Origin of the sequence: Fibrobacter succinogenes subsp. succinogenes S85 (genome assembly GCF_000146505.1) — a bacterium.
Taxonomy (GTDB): Bacteria; Fibrobacterota; Fibrobacteria; order Fibrobacterales; family Fibrobacteraceae; genus Fibrobacter; species Fibrobacter succinogenes.
On record NC_017448.1, the window covers coordinates 3,163,828 to 3,181,426 of the forward strand.

At 48.5% G+C, this 17,599-nt stretch carries 19 protein-coding genes; 7 read left to right on the top strand and 12 right to left on the bottom strand.

All coding sequences use genetic code 11. The features are described from left to right. The first annotated feature begins 77 nt into the window (after nucleotides 1-77). Nucleotides 78-251: a hypothetical protein gene (locus FSU_RS16355; protein WP_014546848.1), complete on the top strand. Its 174-nt coding sequence runs from the start codon at nucleotides 78-80 to the stop codon at nucleotides 249-251. A gap of 125 nt (nucleotides 252-376) precedes the next feature. Here FSU_RS16355 and FSU_RS13040 read toward each other — a convergent pair whose 3' ends face one another. After that, complete coding sequence (locus tag FSU_RS13040) at nucleotides 377-574, bottom strand: ferredoxin (protein WP_014546849.1); 198 nt, start codon at nucleotides 572-574, stop codon at nucleotides 377-379. Between the two features lie 243 nt (nucleotides 575-817). On the opposite strand from FSU_RS13040, the gene argB reads away from it, so the two are divergent. Together argB and FSU_RS13050 are read left to right on the top strand one after the other, a co-directional pair. Beyond that, the gene (gene argB, locus FSU_RS13045) at nucleotides 818-1,609 is read left to right on the top strand and encodes an acetylglutamate kinase (protein ID WP_014546850.1); all 792 of its coding nucleotides are present in this window, start codon (nucleotides 818-820) and stop codon (nucleotides 1,607-1,609) included. Further along, nucleotides 1,590-2,801, top strand: coding sequence for an aspartate aminotransferase family protein (locus tag FSU_RS13050; RefSeq protein ID WP_015732229.1), 1,212 nt, complete (start codon nucleotides 1,590-1,592; stop codon nucleotides 2,799-2,801). Before argB ends, FSU_RS13050 begins: the two co-directional genes overlap by 20 nt. Nucleotides 2,802-2,973: 172 nt before the next feature. On the opposite strand, the gene FSU_RS13055 is transcribed toward FSU_RS13050, so the two are convergent. Further along, nucleotides 2,974-4,104, bottom strand: a complete 1,131-nt coding sequence (locus FSU_RS13055) for a GGDEF domain-containing protein (RefSeq protein WP_014546851.1) — start codon at nucleotides 4,102-4,104, stop codon at nucleotides 2,974-2,976. Between the two features lie 64 nt (nucleotides 4,105-4,168). On the opposite strand from FSU_RS13055, the gene FSU_RS13060 reads away from it, so the two are divergent. Further along, nucleotides 4,169-5,005: a site-specific integrase gene (locus FSU_RS13060; RefSeq protein ID WP_014546852.1), complete on the top strand. Its 837-nt coding sequence runs from the start codon at nucleotides 4,169-4,171 to the stop codon at nucleotides 5,003-5,005. Between the two features lie 40 nt (nucleotides 5,006-5,045). Here FSU_RS13060 and FSU_RS13065 read toward each other — a convergent pair whose 3' ends face one another. Together FSU_RS13065 and FSU_RS13070 are read right to left on the bottom strand one after the other, a co-directional pair. Then, nucleotides 5,046-5,894 carry a hypothetical protein gene (locus tag FSU_RS13065; RefSeq protein WP_014546853.1) on the bottom strand — a complete coding sequence of 283 codons (849 nt, stop codon included), beginning with the start codon at nucleotides 5,892-5,894 and terminating at the stop codon, nucleotides 5,046-5,048. A 149-nt stretch (nucleotides 5,895-6,043) separates the two neighbouring features. Next, on the bottom strand, nucleotides 6,044-7,453 hold the full coding sequence (locus tag FSU_RS13070; protein WP_244263644.1) for a B12-binding domain-containing radical SAM protein: 1,410 nt from the start codon (nucleotides 7,451-7,453) through the stop codon (nucleotides 6,044-6,046). A gap of 128 nt (nucleotides 7,454-7,581) precedes the next feature. Between FSU_RS13070 and FSU_RS13075 the strand changes: the two genes are divergently transcribed. Then, nucleotides 7,582-8,220 carry a toxin-antitoxin system YwqK family antitoxin gene (locus tag FSU_RS13075; RefSeq protein WP_244263645.1) on the top strand — a complete coding sequence of 213 codons (639 nt, stop codon included), beginning with the start codon at nucleotides 7,582-7,584 and terminating at the stop codon, nucleotides 8,218-8,220. 1 nt (nucleotide 8,221) lies between these two features. Here the strand turns inward: FSU_RS13075 and FSU_RS13080 are convergent, their stop codons facing one another. Genes FSU_RS13080 through FSU_RS13105 form a run of 6 tightly spaced genes read right to left on the bottom strand, consistent with a single transcriptional unit; the run spans nucleotide 8,222 to nucleotide 14,843 of the window. After that, nucleotides 8,222-8,977: a DedA family protein gene (locus tag FSU_RS13080; RefSeq protein ID WP_014546856.1), complete on the bottom strand. Its 756-nt coding sequence runs from the start codon at nucleotides 8,975-8,977 to the stop codon at nucleotides 8,222-8,224. Between the two features lie 18 nt (nucleotides 8,978-8,995). After that, a complete protein-coding gene (locus tag FSU_RS16595) occupies nucleotides 8,996-10,672 on the bottom strand; it encodes a hypothetical protein (protein ID WP_014546857.1) in 1,677 nt (558 codons plus the stop codon). 7 nt (nucleotides 10,673-10,679) lie between these two features. Then, complete coding sequence (locus tag FSU_RS13090; protein WP_014546858.1) at nucleotides 10,680-11,306, bottom strand: hypothetical protein; 627 nt, start codon at nucleotides 11,304-11,306, stop codon at nucleotides 10,680-10,682. After that, a complete protein-coding gene (locus FSU_RS13095; RefSeq protein ID WP_014546859.1) occupies nucleotides 11,306-12,697 on the bottom strand; it encodes a hypothetical protein in 1,392 nt (463 codons plus the stop codon). The genes FSU_RS13090 and FSU_RS13095 overlap by 1 nt, the downstream gene beginning before the upstream one ends. After that, nucleotides 12,697-14,268: a hypothetical protein gene (locus tag FSU_RS13100; protein WP_014546860.1), complete on the bottom strand. Its 1,572-nt coding sequence runs from the start codon at nucleotides 14,266-14,268 to the stop codon at nucleotides 12,697-12,699. Before FSU_RS13100 ends, FSU_RS13095 begins: the two co-directional genes overlap by 1 nt. Beyond that, the gene (locus FSU_RS13105; protein ID WP_244263646.1) at nucleotides 14,265-14,843 is read right to left on the bottom strand and encodes a hypothetical protein; all 579 of its coding nucleotides are present in this window, start codon (nucleotides 14,841-14,843) and stop codon (nucleotides 14,265-14,267) included. Before FSU_RS13105 ends, FSU_RS13100 begins: the two co-directional genes overlap by 4 nt. Before the next feature lie 191 nt (nucleotides 14,844-15,034). Between FSU_RS13105 and xseB the strand changes: the two genes are divergently transcribed. Both xseB and FSU_RS13115 read left to right on the top strand, forming a co-directional pair. Further along, a complete protein-coding gene (gene xseB / locus FSU_RS13110; RefSeq protein WP_244263647.1) occupies nucleotides 15,035-15,202 on the top strand; it encodes an exodeoxyribonuclease VII small subunit in 168 nt (55 codons plus the stop codon). Continuing rightward, entirely contained in the window at nucleotides 15,202-16,026 is an 825-nt protein-coding gene (locus tag FSU_RS13115; RefSeq protein WP_015732230.1) for an ABC transporter ATP-binding protein, read from the top strand. Before xseB ends, FSU_RS13115 begins: the two co-directional genes overlap by 1 nt. Before the next feature lie 28 nt (nucleotides 16,027-16,054). Here the strand turns inward: FSU_RS13115 and FSU_RS13120 are convergent, their stop codons facing one another. After that, nucleotides 16,055-16,651 (bottom strand): ABC-type transport auxiliary lipoprotein family protein, encoded by a 597-nt coding sequence (locus tag FSU_RS13120; protein ID WP_014546864.1) that lies wholly within the window; start codon nucleotides 16,649-16,651, stop codon nucleotides 16,055-16,057. 15 nt (nucleotides 16,652-16,666) lie between these two features. Further along, the gene (locus tag FSU_RS13125; protein ID WP_014546865.1) at nucleotides 16,667-17,590 is read right to left on the bottom strand and encodes an MlaD family protein; all 924 of its coding nucleotides are present in this window, start codon (nucleotides 17,588-17,590) and stop codon (nucleotides 16,667-16,669) included. Between the last annotated feature and the right edge of the window lie 9 nt (nucleotides 17,591-17,599).

Sequence of the window (17,599 nt, forward strand, 5' to 3'; positions counted from 1 at the left end):
ACCGAGCTTGCTCGAGTTGACATGACCGAGGCGTACCTTTTGCGCTACGTAAGTAGCGCCAAAAGGGCTTCTAAGATTTGACAGCGGCGGCAAGCTTGCTTGCCGACATTGGCAAATCGCTGGGCATTGCGCTCCATAGGAGCGCAAAGGCTTCTAGCCGAGAGTCCATCCGTCATCCTGACGCCGAAGGCGGAAGGATCCAGTTAAATCAAGACTTTACTGGATTCTTCGCCATAAATGGCTCAGAATGACGATTCAAAACAAACAAAAACAGCACTCGATAGAATCGAGTGCTGTTTTTGTGTTCAATCTTACAAGATAAGCAAAGCTTCGTACCATCGCGGGGTTCCGCGATAACTTTGCCTAAATGCTCGAATTACGAGAACTTGATCACGCCGGCCGGGCAGCTGTCTGCAGCGTCCTTGATTTCGTTTTCGTAAGCGCTGAAGTCAACGCCTTCCTTAACGACCATCTTTTCCGGAACGGAGAAGACTGCATCGCAAGTTGCTTCGCAAGCGCCGCAGGAGACGCATTCGTCGCTAGATTCATCGAGCCAAACTTTCGTAATTGCCATAAAATACCTCTTATATTGGTTAGGTTTTCCCAAAAGATATAAAAAAATTACGCTTGAAGAGTGAAAAAGTGAAAGAAATTGGGAAAAAAAGGTTTAACCAATAAGTCATGCTTTTTTCTTTTAAAAATTAATCCTTAGCGGTAAGCCTAGAGTTCCTTTTTCTACATTTGCGGTAAATTTTTCGGGCTAATCCGGGCAATGGTGCTCGCTTTTCGCCTGAGAATTATGAGGACATCGTAAGCGATGAAAAAAGTGGTTGTAAAAATTGGTGGCAGCTTGGCAATCGACGAAGCCAAGTTGGCCGATTTTGTGGCGGCAGTCAGCAAGCTTCCGGCTATGGGCTGCCAAGTGGCCGTGGTGCACGGCGGTGGCAAGGACATCAACGAAAACATCTCCTTGCTCCGAGAACAACCCACCTTTATCGACGGTCTCCGAGTCACGACGCCTTCTATCATGAAGATGGTCGAAATGACGCTCTCGGGACACGTCAACAAGAAGCTCGTGCGAATGCTCCTCGAAAACAATTGCAATGCTGTCGGCCTCAGTGGCGTCGATGGCAAGTTGTTTGAAGTGGTCAAGAAGCAGGGCAAGGTGGATCTTGGCCTCGTGGGCGAAGTCAAGAAGGTCAATCCGCAGATTGTGGAAACACTTTGGTCTGCAGGCTTTGTTCCGGTCGTAAGCCCGATCTCTATCGGTCCGGACGAAAACGGCAAGGCTGTGAGCTGGAACGTGAATGCCGATACTGCCGCAAGCGAACTGGCTGTGGCACTCCACGCTGACCAGTTCGTGCTGGTGAGCGATGTCCCGGGCGTGATGGACGATACCAAGACCGTCATTCCGGAACTCACGGAAGATGCAAGCGAAGCCCTCATCGCTTCTGGCGTCATCAACGGCGGCATGATTCCGAAGGTCCGCGAAAGCTTCAAGAGCATTGAACGCGGCCTCAAGAGCATTCACATTGTCGGCTGGAAGGATGCCGACCACTTTGTAAAACAAATTAATGGAGAACTGAACTATGGCACAATCCTTGGCTAATTCCGTTTTTGAAGAAGACAAGCAGTTTATCGCCCCGCTTTATGGCAAGGCCAATATTGAATTTGTCCGTGGCGAAGGTTCTTACTTGTTCGACAAGAACGGCAAGAAGTATCTTGACTTTGTCGCTGGCATCGCCGTGAACGCTCTCGGCCACCAGAATGTGGCTATCAAGAAGGCTGTCGAAGAACAGATGGACAGCTTCTTCCACATTTCGAACCTTTATCCGAACTACCCGCAGGTGAACCTCGCTAAGGCTCTCCTCGCTGCAACGGGTTTCGACAAGGCATTCTTCTGCAATTCCGGTACCGAAGCTAACGAAGGCTGCATCAAGTTTGCTCGTAAGTATTTCGATCGCAAGGGTGAAAAGAATCGCCAGAAGATCGTGACGTTCATCAACAGCTTCCACGGTCGTACATTTGCTGCCCTTTCTGCAACGGGTCAGCCGGCCATCCGCGAAGGCTTCGGCTCCATGCCGGGTGACTTTGTTCACGTTCCTTGGAACGATGTCGCAGCCCTCAAGGCCGAAGTCAACAGCGACACTTGCGCCATCATGCTTGAATCTCTCGCTGCCGAAGGTGGCGTGATGACTGTTTCTGATGAAATGGTCGCTGCTATCAACAGCTTGAAGAAAGAATTCGGCTGCCTCGTGATTGTCGACGAAGTCCAGGCAGGTATGGGTCGTCTCGGCACATTCCTTGGCCTCCAGAAACATGGCATTGATGCTGACCTCGTGTCGCTTGCCAAGGCTCTTGGCGGTGGTCTCCCGCTCGGTGCAGTGCTCCTCCGCCAGAAGGTTGCTGACCAGCTCAAGGCAGGCGATCATGGCACGACGTTTGGCGGTAACCCGGTTGCTTGCGCAGTGGGTCTCGCTGTCGTGAACCAGATTGCAAAGCCGGAATTCCTTGCCAATGTGGAAGCTCGTTCCGCTCAGCTCAAGGCTGGCCTCGAAACGATTGCTGCTAAGTTCCCGGCAGTGAAGGGCGTGCGTGGTGAAGGCCTTATTCTCGGCCTCGCTCTCGACGAATCGCTCCCGGTCGGTAACGTGATTGCAGCCGCTCGCGACGAAGGTATGATGGTTCTCAGCGCTAAGGGCAACGTGCTCCGTTTGCTCCCGCCGTTGAACGTCTCCGCTGCTGAATGCGACGAAGCTTTGACGAAGCTTGAAAAGGCTTTTGCAAAGGTCGCGAAGTAAACTGCGGCGCACTTGTCATGCCGCACTAGTTGCGGCATCGCCATCTCGAAAAATTGCAAAAAGACCTGGACTTTGTTCCAGGTCTTTTTGTATGTTTGGCGCATCGCCGCTTTCCGCGTGCATTCCTATAGCAAATCCTTCCTACCGCCTACTGTCTACTTCTAACTACCTACTATCTTTCTTCCCGTGACGCCTTCTTTTGCAGGTACATCTGCCTGTCGGCGGCTGCGATGACCTCTTCTTCGGATTGCAAGCCTGTCGTGCGGACCGCAAAGCCGTAGGCGGCGCTTTCCGTAATTCCCTGAACTTGAGTTTGTTTGGATTCCTCAATGAAACGGCTTAAAAACGCTTCACATTTTGCGCGGTTGAATTTGGGAATAATCACCAAAAATTCATCTCCTCCGGTGCGGATGGCTTCGGCGTTTTCAGGGAGAATCTTCTTTAGAATCTCGGCAAAGTTTCGTATGTATTCATCACCCTTGCTGTGTCCGTAGTTGTCGTTAATTTCCTTGAGGTGGTTTAGGTCAAACATCACGTAACTGCATGGGAGCTTGCGCTTCACATCGTCGGGGTGCATCACAAGGTAGTTTCTGTTGAAAAGTCCCGTCATGGCGTCGTTGAAACTCAGCTTTTCGAACATTTTATGCGATGTGTTTTCGCTGACCTGAACACCGACAAAAAGGCAGACAATTACGAAGACCACGCTGACGATATCCACGCGGATTCCTTCGACAAACGGAGCTGCCGAGCCTGCAATAAAGGGCAGAATAAAGTAGATGATAAAGAAGATAAAAGTCCGTAGTCCAAACTGCTTGCGGTAATAAATGATGATTCCCGTCATGAGAATGCCCCAAACGCCTGTGGCAAGCCAAGAAACGATTGTCTCGTTTGAAGTCCAGTCGCGGGTAATGTCGCCTGTAGAGATGTCTACGCCGACGTTCAGCAAAAAGTCGAGGACGCAAAGCGCATAAATGGTATAGCGCGTGATTTTACGTAGTTCGCATTTCCTGTTTTCGAGGAATGCAAATACGTACTGCGAAAAGTAGTAGATGCATAGGGCGCTCGAAACAAAGCTGACCAAGTCGACAACTGTGTAAGCAGGGGCCGAAAGTTCGCCATCGCAAAAGTGGATGATGGCGTACGTGATAATCACGCCGTGGTAGGCGATTATCATGCCTGTAAAGTTGTACTGAAGCCTGTCGTTACGCCAATGCCCGACCCAAAGGAGAACCAAAATGAGGAACAATATGGAAAGGCTGAACAAGTCGATACAGATGTTTACCGCCTGGATAATATCGTTCATGGCTCCCTCCGTAAAAACGTGTAATAAATACGTTAGCATAAATATATAAACAATTGGAGGCTTTATGCGTTTTTTGGACTGTGCGCTTGACTATTTAAAGAAAGATGCTGATGAACTCGCACCTTTGACGGTACGCACGTATTACTGGAATTTGAAGAAAATTGCGCTTTTTGAGCCGGGGCTCGAATGCGAATGTGTGACTTCCGAGACGGTGCGGAATTACAAACGATATTTGGAAACGCTGCATAATAAAGAAGCGACCGTGGTCAAGGCGCTTTCGGTGTTCCGCATTTTTTGCAACAAGATGAAGGCGGACGGAGTGATTCATGGCGACCCATTTGAAAATGTGAAGGTGGGGCGTGCCTATTCGCGTCGTGGATTTTTGACGTTGCGTGAGCTGAAACATCTTTATTTGAGTTACATGGAGTCGCATGTCGCTTTGACGCGGGCAGAAGATGACGTGATGCGCGTGTTCCTGTTCAGCTGTTTTACGGGGCTCCGTTACGGGGACTTGCGTACGCTTGATGCCTCGGAAATTTTCGACTGGAAAATCCGTAAGCAAATGCATAAGACGGGCGAGGCGGTGTACATCCCGATTCCTGTGCAGGCGCGGCTGTTGCTCCCGAACCCGCTAACGTCTGGGCGTGTGTTCCATGTGGTGGACAATTCGACATTCAATCGCACGCTCCGCAAGGCCGCTAAAAAGCTAGGGCATTACAAGCATGTCCATTGCCACTTGGCACGGCATACATTTGCAACAACGTGCATTACGATTGGAATCCCGTTACCTGCAACGAGCAAACTTCTCGGCCACCGCAACTTGGACACAACGCTTATTTACGCCAAGTACGTTGATACGTTTTTGGACAAAGAAATGAAAAAGTTTGACCGACTGAGGTAGCGCCATCGGCGCAATTGGTTGAATTTCTAAGTTCTAAGCTCTAAGTTCTGCCTACTGTTTCTGCTTCCCGCTGGGCAATGATCTCTTCAACTTTTTTGTTGATGCGGTTGTTCTCCAGCTGGTCGTGTACGGCCTGCTCGTTTGCAGTTGCGACTCTGATGAGCTTGATGCCGAGAACGGTAAGGATAATCCACAAAAGCGTACTGATAAATATTACAGGAGTATTAAAGCTTTTATAATTAAGATAATTGAAAATGGGTGTTGCAATGTTGAAAATAAAGAACCATGTAAGCAATTTATTTGATACTGCTTTGGCATTTAAACCCAATATTTTTAATGTGTCATGTTGATTTTTAAATAGGTCTTTAAAGACGAAGTAATTGACGACAGGGATGAAGTAGCAAAGCGTTGCTCCCCACGGAGAGAAAAATGACTCTGTGAATTTGCCCTGAGCTTTTTGCGCATGATATATCCAGAGCCAGTTTTTGCCGATGAAAACGAAAAAGGGGATGGAGGTGAACAAAAGGAAAAGGAATATGGTCCCCAAAGCGCTTTTAAATTCTTCGCTTACGGTTGTTCCAACTTGATAGTTCTGGAATGCGCCGAATGTCTTTACTTCTACGAAGAAGAAAAGGATGTTTAGGACTATTTGGAATTTTGTCCACGAGATGGCACTCTTTCCGCGTCGTACGTTGTCGTCGAAAGCTCGTTCAAGTTCTGGGTCGACGAGTTTTTTGAGCGATTCCCTGTAGGCTTCTTCTTGCGCTTCGGAATCTGCGGATGAGGTCTCACATTCGTCTTGCGAAGACAAGCTTTCGTTCGGTGCATCGCACCACAGGCATTTCGGCATATCGTCTTCGTATTCTCTTCCGCATTTTTTGCAAATCATAATAACCTCTTGTGAACTAATTCAAATTATAAAATACAAAATAAAAATGCCCGCACGTGGCGGACATCTTGTAATTGCACTAAGGAAGGGTGTCTAGAGAGCGAGGCTCTTTTTGTAGCACTTCCTGCCTACTGTCTACTTCCTACTGCCTACTCTTTAATCGTCGGAGCCTGTCTTGCGACCGGGGCGAGTTCACCATGCTTCCTAAACAGGTGCTTCACGAGCGTGCCAAATCCACGGAGAACGCGGTAACGTTCACGCGGGTTCTTGATGGCCATGATGCCCTGACGAATGATGTAGCTCGGACGCAAGTAGAATTCACGGCGGGCCTTGTCGCAGAAGTCCACGAGAGCCTGGCTCGTGAGTTCGCCACGCTGGATCGTGGTGCGATGGAATCCATCCTTATCGAGCCACTGGCTGTAATCCTTCGACTTCAAAGCGCCACTGGCGAGAGCTTCCTTGTAAGCTTCGGTGCCAGGGTATGCCATGATGGGGTAGAACTGGGCTGTATTCGGGTTCAGCTTCTTGGCGTAGTCGAGCGTCATGCGGAGCGTTTCCGGCGTGTCGCCCGGGTTACCGACCATGAAGCAACCGTGAACGAGGAGTCCTGCCTTGCGGGCATTCTTCGTAAATTCAATAGCCTTATCGGTGTTCTTCACGCCCTTGTGGATCTTTTCGAGAACCTCGGGGGAGGCGCTTTCGAAGCCCACGCACATTTCGCGGCCACCGGCCTTCTTCATGAGCTTGAGCAAATCGAGCGGCACATCGGCGCGGGCGTTGCAGCTCCACGTAATCTTGAGACCACGTTCAAGAATCAAGTTGCATATCTGGCGCACGTGTTCGTGGCTTGCCGTAAACGTATCGTCTTCAAAGAACACTTCGCCTAAATCTTCGAAGTTTTCCTTGATGTACTGGAGTTCGTCGACAACGTCCTTCGGATCGCGGCGGCGGAACTTGTGACCGTTAAGTGTCTGCGGAATCACGCAGTAGCTGCAGTGGTTCGGGCAACCGCGGCCAGACAAAATCACGATGAGCGGGTTCAGGTTTGCACCGTAGAAATACTTCTTGTAGCAGCTGTAAAGGTGCTTGCGGTAGACTTTGGAAACCCACGGGATTTCGTTCAGATTTTCAATCTTCGGGCCTTCGGGCTGGAAGTCCACCTTACCTTCGGCGGTGCGGTAAGCAAGACCTGCGAACTGACCGACAGGAGCGCCATCGCCACGCAGTGCGCGCACGAGGTTCCTACAGGTGTAGTCGGCTTCGCCAATCACCACGTAGTCCAAAGACGGTTCCATTTCCATGGATTCGAGCGGCTCTGCGGTCGCGTGCGTACCCATGATGGCCACCTTCACGTTCGGCATTTCCTGCTTGATGGCGTGGACAACCTTGAGGTCATTCAAAATACTCGGGGTGCTAGTGCTGCAAATAACGAGTTCCGGGCCGAACTTCTTGATGCCTTCGAGCGTCTGCGGGAGGTCAAGTTCCATAGCGGGGCTGTCAATCAGCTGGATTTCGTTACCGTCGGCTTCGCAAACGCCGGCAGCATAGCTCAAAAACATGGGCCAGTAAAGTGTACTGGACTTCGTAACACACGGGGATCTAGATTCCCGACTGAACATCGGGTGGAAGGGGGGATTTAAAAAAGTAACGTTCATGACGCTCACAAAATACATAATCTAAATGGATAATGCTACATTATAATGCGATGGAAAAGCGTTTTTTTACAATTTTTGCGGCTTTCGTGATGTTTGGCACGGCAATCACGGCCTCTGCGGCGCCTAAGTCCGCGGCTATGGCTTTGGATACTGTTCGCACGACGTATGATGATGGCCGAGTCTCCCGAATTTACACGGTCCAAAAGGGAACTGACGTGCGTGAGGGGGTGGCGCTTTCGTTCCATCCGAACGGAAAATTGGCGGTAGAAGCTCCGTATCGGAATGGCAAGTTAGATGGTGTTTTGCGTTCGTACGACGAAAATGGAAAGTTGCGTGAAAGCGCAGGTTACCTAGATGGCGAAGAAGAAGGCCTTAGCATAGTCTATTTCGAAAATGGCAAAAAGAAAAGCCGCGAAACGTATCGTCGCGGTGTTTTAAATGGCGTTTCTGAAACCTGGGATGAAAAGGGAAAGCTCCGTCGCCAGATTCCGTATGTCAATGGCCAAATTCATGGAGTCGTAAAGTTCTACGATGAAATGGGCAATATCCAGGAAGATGTTCGTTTTGAGCGGGGGCTTCGTCATGGAAAGTTCCACCGCTACACCTTTGGCAAGGTTACTCTAGAAGCGGAATTCCAGAATAACCGCTGCGTCAAGAATTGCAATTTCTAGTCTATTGCTTTTTCTTCGGCTTCATGGCGTTCCAGACCATGTAACCGATGAAGAGCACGCCGAAGCCAAGCAATGCGATGGCGAGTTCGGAGTTGTACTTCTCGATGATGTCCTTCTGGCCATGGGCAAAATAGCCGAGCAGTGCAAGGACGCAGTTCCAGATGGCGGCGCCGAGGAACGTGTAAAGCGTGAACGGTGCAAGCTTCATCTTGGCAAGGCCTGCCGGGATAGAAATCAGCTGGCGGATCACTGTGATGAGGCGGCCGACGAATGTCGAGATGGCTCCGTGTTCACGGAAATAGTTTTCTGCCTTTTCAACCTTTTCAACGTCAAGCAGCAAGAAGTGTCCGAGACGGCTATCGGCGAACTTATAGATAATCGGGCGACCGAGAATCTTTGCTAGATAGTAGTTGATGTAAGCGCCGATGAGTGCGCCTAATGTCGCGAACAAGACGATGAGTGCGATGTTGAGGCCGGAACCCGGTTGCAAAGCCTTGTAAGCGGCGGGCGGCACGACAAGTTCAGACGGGAACGGAATGAATGAGCTTTCAATGGCCATCAAAAGTGTGATGGTTCCGTAGTTCAAGTTTTCATTGTACCAATCGATAATCTGGTTATAAATCCCTGTTGATTTTGCGGTATCGGCGGCGGTTGTTGCAACAGCGCCTGCGTCTACAGAAAGCGTATCGGCAGCAAAGGTAAATGCGGTAAAGAGGAGGGCTAAAGCAATAGTTGTTTTAAGGATAGATTTTTTCATTGGGACAAATTTAGAAAATTAAAAATAGAAGTAAAGTCCGACTCCGAGGAGGGCGGCGCCTGTACCTAACAAAATGCCTCCGGCGATGGCCTTGTTGTCGCCCTGATTCACGAGCTTCTTGTTTTCCTTGACTTTGTTCTGATAATTCGTTCCCTTGACGGCGCCTGGAATCTTGAGATCATTCTTGATGTCGTCGGCATCGCTATAGTCCAGGTGAGCAAAGTACATCAGCAATGAACCGATGAGGATTGTTCCTGCGGCGCCTCCGATAAAGGCTTCGCCGATGGTCTGCATCTTTTTGTCGTGCAGCCATTTGTTCTGCTTCTCGATTTCATCGAAGTCCGTCAATTTTTCAAGGTCAATGCTCAAGTCAATTTGCGAAACCGGTGCTACGAAGAAATTGATGAGCGTGTCGCGGTAGCCTGCCTTGCGGATAAGGATGCTGTCTGTTCCCATGTTGTACACCGGGATTTTTTCAGGAGTCTTGGCGATGGCCTTGGAACGCTTTGTGATGGGCGTATTTGCCTTGTAAATGCTTGCTCCTTCCGGGAATGTCATAATTCGGATTTCCGGGGCGACTCGCTTGAGCTTGAGCGAAACGTGGACCGTATCGCCAGGGAGCGGCATGATGCTTGTGCTTGCTCCCCAAAGGTGCCTGTCCACGCTCCAGTAGGCATGCAAGTTGAATCTGGACGTGTCTGTCGTGACAAAAGTGCATGGTGATTTGCAGATGGCGTCCTTGTCTACGCGTGAAATGGTGGCTCCATCGGGATCTGTTTCAACGTGAATGTACGACCTGCTGTTTTTTGACTTGATGAGGTCCTTACCTTGTGCGTCTAGCAGCTGGTTCTTTAATTTGTTGTTGGTGATGGCGTCGCTGAAGGCTGTCTTTCGTGAAAGGTTTATGGTCGCCCTATGCAACATGGGGAGGGAATCTTCGTAGAACGCATGTGTCAAGTTAAGGGCCAAGCTGTCGGTCTTGATGTTTGAAACGATTTCTCCAAAGTAGATGGACCTGAAACCGTAAGTGGCAAGTTCGCTTTGAATGCAGATGTTGTCGTTGCAGTTCTTGATATCGCTCTTGCGGATGACTTGCGGGTTTTCGCCTGCTTCCATCAAAAGTCTCGTGGTGAGTGCGGTGAACTGGTCTGCAACGGATTGCTCAACGCCATCGGAGGTGTAGGCGACAAGTACGGTCTTGACGGGTTTTGGGGTCGGCTTGGCTACCGGTTTTTCAACAGCCTTTTCGGCGGGCTTTGTGACCGACGAACTCGATGCTGGTGAAGATGCGACCGGGGAGCTTGAAACAGAAGAGCTAGAGACTGATGAACTTGAAGCCGGAGCAATTTTTTGAGACGAACTGGATGCAGGAAGCTTTTTCTCGGATGAACTTGAGGAGCTTTTGACTACGGGTGTTTTTTGTGAACTTGATGAAGGTGTGACGATAACTTTCTTGGCGCTCAATAAGTCGGTACCCTTCTCGTCTACAATTTTCTTGAATTGCTTCTTGGCAATCTTTACAATGGTGAACTTGTTCTGAATATATCCGCCGAGGCTGACGGTGTCGTTCTCAATGCCCATCAGTTTTGCTCGTTGTTTCGTTCCCGAAAGAAGCTCTACGTCAACGAAAATTCCTTCGGGGTCTGCGAAGGCTGCTGTTAAGGCGAAGGCGAGTAATAAGATAATCTTTTTCATATTCTACCTAAAATGAAAGAACGAATCCTGCAGTGAGGATGGCTAAACCTGTTCCAAAAAATATTCCCGAGACAGTCTTTGCGGTTTTGGCCGAACCACGGTGGTCTTTAAAGTCTTCCGCGTGTTTGTCATATTTTTCATTCATGAAACGCGTGTTCTCCATGGCTTTTTTGTGGTCTTTAGCCTTGCTTGCGTTGTATAGCGATACTATGGCCGAAATTCCGCTGATGGCAAATGGCGCTATGGAGGACCAACGGAGGTATTCTCCAAGTATGCGCCTGTTCCTGTGTCTTAGCATATCTTGCTTTTGGGCGATTTCATCGTCGTCGTAAGATTGGCGGAGGGCAACAATGATGAACGAGGTGTCATTTGCGGCAAGCGAAATTCTAATTGTCGTGTCGGCGTAATCAGGGTGGAAAAATGAAACGATAACGCTCTCGTCTCCTTCGGGAACGGGGATAAATGCGGGGGAAACGTAGTCCGGCTTGCTGGCAAAATCGGGCTGGATTTCGCCGGTGTACAAGTCAACAGTCGATGGGTTCGTTGATATTTGCAGATAACGCTGCTTTTGTGCCAAAACGTTACCGAAGAGGATTAGTAACAACGAAATAATAATGGAGGCTCTTTTAGACATTATTTGTTAACCTCCATCTTTGCAAATGGGCCTGTAATTTGGGTGGTTGATTCGCCTGTCTTGATTGTCCAGTAAATGTCTGGAGCCTTGTTGCGGGCGTAATCTTCGGCCAAAATGACGAGATTGCATTCCTTTTTGCAAATGTTCGTGATGGATGCGATGTTGTTCTCGTACTTTGTCTTGACCGTGTCGGAATTTATGATGGCTTGGACTTTTGAAACATTGACACCGGACCCGTTGTCAAGAATGTAGAATTTTATGGATTCCGTCAATGAAAATTCTTTTTGTACCGGCACCATGTTGGGCTTGACGTTATCTCTCAAGAAAATGGTGTCGGTTACCGTTTTTGTGCTGGGTGCCAAGTCAATCGTTAGGGAATCGCACCCGTATTCCGTGTGGACGCTATCGCAAACGACAATCTTGACGTTGGATTGGGGCTGTAACGTTTTTTTGATAACCGTGTTTGAACGTTTTTCCGAGATTGTTGATAGCGTATCTCCCGATGCAGAGAGAATCGCTCCTGTCAATCGTGATCTTTCAGGATATATGCTGAATTGGCTGACGACCGGGATTTCAATAATTGAGGCCTCGTTTTTCTTTAGCATTGTCGAAAAACTGAATATCTCGCTATAAACTTGTTCAAAGTTTCCTTTCTCGTCCTTGATTGTGGCGCGTACACCCCAGTAAATTGTTGATGTCTCTGTCGTGTGATTAATGATGTCGCCAATTTCATTTGTTTCGGCATTAAGATCTCCGACCAAAGAGACGCTTTCTGAACAGTCTATGTTTCCCAGGGCGGATTCCCAAAGCGTAACCATGGCGTAGCTGGCATAGACCGTGCAATAAGCCGTTTCCCAAGGGTCAATTCCCGAGATGCCCCACGAAAGTTCAAGACCGTTCTCGTTGTCTCCATCAACTTGATTGTACTTGTTTGCTGGAGTCTGTAAAGTAACCGATGATGGAGTGTTGACGTAAATCTTGGCGTTTGTGCGTAATGTATCGCCCAGGTGGTCTACTGTTTCAAATGTGACGTCGTGGATCCCTGCTTTGTCAAAACTGTAATAGAGCGCCGAAGATTCAGATTCTTTACCGTCAATTATCCATTTGTGGGAATTGTAATAGGACAAAGCTTCGTCTGTCTCTATGTATTCCCCGTTGATGGAGTAAATCCCGCAAATGCGAATTTTCTCATTAATCTTTACGTAGAATTTATCTGACGGTTTGTATTGCGAAGAAGAAATTTCGCCATGAAAATTTTCTGGAACGACGAATATGCTCTGCGTCATTTCCGGAATGTCCGAAGATTGAATCTCGGAATCGGAGCAAGAAACAAGCGGGAGCGAAATCGCCAGCGAACATGCAATTGAAAGAGGAAGGAACTTGTAGTTCATTATTCGGCCTCCTTCGCTTCTGCGGGCGTGACGTAAAGTTTCCATGTTTTGCGTTGTTGCAAGCCGTTCTTGTAGATGACGATGGATTGTATGGTCTGTTCTTCGTCAAAGAGACTGCCTTCCAGTTCTGCAGCTAGTGAACCGATTGAGGCGTTTGGAATGGAAATAATCGTTTTGTTCTTGGTCACGTTGAAAAATTTGAGAGTATCTACGACAAAGCCGAAACTGTTGTTGTCTTGAATGAAAAACTTGATGACATCGTCGCTGGAAATTGTGGTATCGCTATTTGTCGTGAACCATAAATCGCTTGGGACAATGTAGAACGACTTTGTGGATGTGTTCTGACTCCCGTCTGTTGCTGATATAGTCAAAATGCGATATGCCCAGCTCTTATCGGTTTCTTTGAGGACTACGGATAAAATGCTGTCTTTAACAACCCTTTCAAGAGTTTGTTCGCCTTCAAGGCGTGCTGTTGTTTTTTGTGCTGAAATCTGTTGACTCCCGTCTTTGATAATGAAGTGGAGCGTGTCCGCAAAATCAAGTGTGTCGTGGCCGGTGACCGAAACGATACTTGGTGGGATGGAATCAATAATCGTGATATTACCCATGTTCGTCACAAATCCGTCATGTATGGCAATGATTTTTTGGAATGTGCTGAAGTCAGGATAGTCGGACTTCAGCGTTAGCTGGTATTGCCCTGCCGGAATGGCTCCTGTCGAAAATTCATTATTCGATGATGATACGTTGAACATGTAACTAAAGCGTTTCTCTGTTTGATCGCTATTGGCAAGTGTAATCTGTACCGGAACAGAGGAGGCGTTGCCGATGTTTATCTTTGCCTGTAAAGAACCTTCTCCCGCAAGCCCTTTGGTGAAGAAGAAACTTTCAATTTTTTCAGAGGAGCCTAGATTGTATTCATTGAATGCTTGTACGGTCCAGTTGTATTGCTTGAACGGGTTTAATTTATTGTGGAATATGAAATGGGGCTCCTTTAAAATGGTGTCAATCATCATGAATTTAGATGATGAATTTGCAAAGTCCTGCTCGTTCAGTATGAATCGGTAGTAATGACTCAACTGTACACCTTCTGTCTGGGCGCTCCATGTGAAGTATATTGCCTCATAAGGGTCTAATGCTTGCGTCCCTTCTGCTGGGGTGAACTCGGTCACGTTTAAAATGGGATTGTCTGCAACCCAGATGTCAAGCGAGTCGTAGTGCATGTCGCCAAAGTAATCTTTAAGCACAAACGTGAACTTGTGGTGACCGGGCTCGGTGACTTGTTTTTTGAAATTGTATTCCGAAGAGCAGTACTTGCCATCCATGAGCCAGTGGTAGTCTTGGACCTTGATAATCTTATTTGGACTGACGGATGTTATGAAATAGATGGTGTCGCTGATATGGAACGTGTCGGCCTTGACGTTTGAAGATATGTCCGAAATGGATTTGCCTAAATAGGCTTCAACCTTTATATCGATGGCTTCGGATTCGTCAAAAATGTGGTCATCGGAGTCAAAGCAAGATTGTAACAACCAAACAATCGCTACAAGGAAATAAATTCTTGCAAATTTCATTTGGCCCCCAAAGTGTCGATGACATGGAAATTCTTATAAGCAAGCGTATCTGAGTCACCGTAAAGATCGCGGACTATGACACGGAATTTGTGCTCGCCGGCGTTGAAACCGGATTGCTTGACTTGCAGGAGTGTTCCGACGTCGTATGCTTTGTCGTCAATTTCTAGAATGTGGAATAGCGAATCGCCATTGTCAATATCCACGTCTATGCTGTACCATTCAAATAAGAATGCCGATTCTGGTGAACCGTAAAGCGTGTCGCCACTCGCGGGAATTGTTGAATCCGAAAGTACAGGTGGCGTGTTGATGACGATCGTGAATTCGTAGGTTTGCTTGTTCCCTTCTTTGTCGGCTGCAATCAGCTTGTTTGGAATGTTAGTGGCGAGCTTGCTTGGTAAGAACGAATATTGTTTTGCGCGTACGAGCAGGCTGTCTTTGTTATCGTTTGTGTAAATCCATTCGAATGAGATATCGTCTTGATATTTTTCAGGGGCAACTGTTGCCGTAATGGTAGCGGAGTCGTAAGGGTGGACTTTCAGTATGGTTGAAAAAGGAGCGTCTTTTTGCTTAACCATGATGCTAATTGATTCAACGGGCTGGGCTGCCTCTGGATCATTAGGGATGTCTGCACACCCGGCCCAAAAAACACCGAAAAAGGCGAAGACCGCAAAAAGGGGTAATATGGAACGATTGAACAAATTCATTTGGTATAAATCTAACTATATTCGTGAACATGAGTGCGCAAAATTTTGAATATAAAAACGCAATGACGCGTTTGGAAGAAATTCTCTCGAAAATCGACAATTCCGAGATGGAAATTGATGAACTTGCTGTTGAGGTTCAAGAGGCTACGCAGCTTTTGCGCAAATGCCGCCAGATTTTGATTGCGACTGAAAAGAACGTCCAGGACGCCCTTGCTGAATTGGATGGTTGATGAATACCGAAAATTTTGATAAAGCGGTGCCTGCCATCGAGGTAAACGGGCTTACGGTTAAGTTCCCGATTCGCGGTGGAGTTTTTAGCAAGGTCAAGGATTATTTTACCGCTGTAGATAATGTCTCGTTCACGCTTCCGCAAGGTAAGATTCTTTCGATTGTGGGGGAGTCGGGCTGCGGAAAGTCAACTCTCGTGAAGTCTTTAGTTGGGCTTGTGCCGGTTTCTAGCGGTAAAGTTAATTTGTTTGGACTGCCGGTGAATGGCGGCAAGGCCGGAACCGGGAAAGATGTTGTGCGCGTCTCGGACTTGGTGCAGATGATTTTCCAGGATCCGTTCAGTAGCTTGAACCCGCGCCAGACGGTGACAGAAATCTTGACAGCGCCTGTGATTGCCCGCGGCGTTCCGTATGATGAGGCTTGCGCCCGTGCGGTAGAGCTTTTGAAACGTGTTTCGCTCCCGGCTGGGGCGATGGACAAGTTCCCGCATGAATTTTCGGGCGGTCAGCGCCAGCGCTTGTGCATTGCGCGCAGCTTGATGGTGCGTCCGAAGGTGTTACTCTGTGATGAAGTGACGAGTGCTTTGGACGTGTCCGTGCAGGCGCAGATTTTGCATCTGCTCGACGATTTGCGTAATGAACTCGGGCTCAGCATCCTCTTTATCAGCCACGATATGCAGGTGGTCCATGCTTTGAGCGACGAAGTCCTGGTCATGTACTTTGGGCATGCCGTAGAGCATGGCCCTGCCGATGTTGTCCTCACGAATCCGCAAAACGACTACACGAAAAAATTGCTTGCAAGCGTCCCGACTATTAGACGGGAATAAAAAAGGCGGGCTCGAGGCCCGCGATTCTTTACTTCACTCTTGCGATATTCTCGAGTGCGTCTTGCATGTACTTGGCGTAGAGCTTCGAGAGCGCTTCGGCTGCAGAATGTGCGTCGCGCTTGCTCATGCTCTGGCGTTCGTCGTAGCGCTTTTCCCACAGCGGCGCATCTTCACCGACCTTGCGGAACGTGAGCTGCACAGCGAGGTGAGCTTCTTGCGAGCTGCCTTCGTCAATTTCTTCAATTGCATCGACATTGCCGAGCAATTCAAAGTCCGGCTTGCCCATCGGCTTCAGGTCCACAGACTTGAACATGTTGCTCTTGATCAGGTATTCGCCTGCAACCTGCGTGAGCATTTGTTCTGGGCGAGTTGCCCAGAGGTCCAGATCGTAGAACATAAAGTCGTACGGAGATTCACGATAGACAATGTTCGTGCGCTGGTAGGCCGGGTCAATCGTAAATTTCTTGACGTGTATGCGGGCATCGCTAGTAGCACCTGCGACCGAGATGGACTCTGCCGAAACAGTGTAATAGCGGGAAGGTTCGGTCGAACCGCCGAGGCAACCCGTGAGCGTGAAAACAGAAAGGAGTGCGGCGACTGCCAACAAACGATTTGCTTTAAACATCTTGGTTTCTCCTTTTTAGCGACCGTTCTTGCCTTCGGAACGGATAAGTACAGACGGGTTGTTCTTGATTTTCTGTGAAAATTCTTCGAGGTTTTCAAGAATCGTGTTGAGTTCATCCATGGCGTTTCCGACCTGGTCTTCGTTCTTGTAAACGATGGCGTCCACGCGCTGGGCGAGCTTGTTCATCGATTCGGCGGTCTGCATCAAGTTCTCGTTCAAGCCCTTGGTGTCGATCGCTTCGAGCTTTTCCTTGAGCACTGTAAGATTTTGTTCGGTCTTGGCGGCGAGCTTTGCTTCTTCGATTTCTGCAAGAATCTTCTGCAGCGAAGCGGCGGATTTGCTCATGTTGTTGAGCGGCTTTCCGAGATTGGCCGTTATGTAGCTCAAGTTTGCGGTCGTCTTTTCGAGATTCTGGAGTGTGCGAGAAATGCTTTCGGCGTTTTCTGGATTCAGCACACGGACGAGCCCGTCTACAATCGGATTGACTTTGCCAAAGAGGTCGCCCATCTGGCCTGTAATCTGGTCGAACATCGAGGCCGCTGCCGGGACGAGACCTCCTTCAGGAACGTTCGGTTCATTGAAACTTCCGCCAGAGAGGATCACCTGCTTTTCGCCGGTGAGGTTCATGCCTGCGGTAAGTCCTGCACGAGTGCCAATCTTGATTGGTGTTCCTTGCGTTACCTTGAACGCAACGACGACCTGGTTCAAGTCCTGTTCGTTGATTGTGATGCTTGTGACGCTACCGACGGAGATTCCGTTCAACTTCACCTTGGCATCGACAAAAAGTCCGTTCACGTCCGTGTCGAAAATGGTGTAGTAGTTGTCAAATTGCTCGCTCAGGTAACGCTTGAGCACGTAACCCAGGAACACGCAAATTAGCACTCCGCAAAAGAGCATAAATGCGCCAAGTTTTATTCTTTCGGATCGGGTGGTTTCCATTATTTCTCC

Coding starts and splice junctions, on each gene's coding strand:
- FSU_RS13125 (WP_014546865.1), bottom strand. CDS start 17,590: ATGGAAACCACCCGATCCGAAAGAATAAAACTTGGCGCATTTATGCTC.
- FSU_RS13095 (WP_014546859.1), bottom strand. CDS start 12,697: ATGAACTACAAGTTCCTTCCTCTTTCAATTGCATGTTCGCTGGCGATT.
- FSU_RS13070 (WP_244263644.1), bottom strand. CDS start 7,453: ATGTTTTTGAGCTATGCTGCCGGCGTTTGCGAAGCCGACGGTAACGAA.
- FSU_RS13120 (WP_014546864.1), bottom strand. CDS start 16,651: ATGTTTAAAGCAAATCGTTTGTTGGCAGTCGCCGCACTCCTTTCTGTT.
- FSU_RS13100 (WP_014546860.1), bottom strand. CDS start 14,268: ATGAAATTTGCAAGAATTTATTTCCTTGTAGCGATTGTTTGGTTGTTA.
- FSU_RS16595 (WP_014546857.1), bottom strand. CDS start 10,672: ATGAAAAAGATTATCTTATTACTCGCCTTCGCCTTAACAGCAGCCTTC.
- FSU_RS13040 (WP_014546849.1), bottom strand. CDS start 574: ATGGCAATTACGAAAGTTTGGCTCGATGAATCTAGCGACGAATGCGTC.
- FSU_RS13050 (WP_015732229.1), top strand. CDS start 1,590: ATGGCACAATCCTTGGCTAATTCCGTTTTTGAAGAAGACAAGCAGTTT.
- xseB (WP_244263647.1), top strand. CDS start 15,035: ATGACGCGTTTGGAAGAAATTCTCTCGAAAATCGACAATTCCGAGATG.
- FSU_RS13115 (WP_015732230.1), top strand. CDS start 15,202: ATGAATACCGAAAATTTTGATAAAGCGGTGCCTGCCATCGAGGTAAAC.
- FSU_RS13055 (WP_014546851.1), bottom strand. CDS start 4,104: ATGAACGATATTATCCAGGCGGTAAACATCTGTATCGACTTGTTCAGC.
- FSU_RS13105 (WP_244263646.1), bottom strand. CDS start 14,843: ATGGTTAAGCAAAAAGACGCTCCTTTTTCAACCATACTGAAAGTCCAC.
- FSU_RS13075 (WP_244263645.1), top strand. CDS start 7,582: ATGCTACATTATAATGCGATGGAAAAGCGTTTTTTTACAATTTTTGCG.
- FSU_RS13080 (WP_014546856.1), bottom strand. CDS start 8,977: ATGAAAAAATCTATCCTTAAAACAACTATTGCTTTAGCCCTCCTCTTT.
- FSU_RS13060 (WP_014546852.1), top strand. CDS start 4,169: ATGCGTTTTTTGGACTGTGCGCTTGACTATTTAAAGAAAGATGCTGAT.
- argB (WP_014546850.1), top strand. CDS start 818: ATGAAAAAAGTGGTTGTAAAAATTGGTGGCAGCTTGGCAATCGACGAA.
- FSU_RS13065 (WP_014546853.1), bottom strand. CDS start 5,894: ATGATTTGCAAAAAATGCGGAAGAGAATACGAAGACGATATGCCGAAA.
- FSU_RS13090 (WP_014546858.1), bottom strand. CDS start 11,306: ATGTCTAAAAGAGCCTCCATTATTATTTCGTTGTTACTAATCCTCTTC.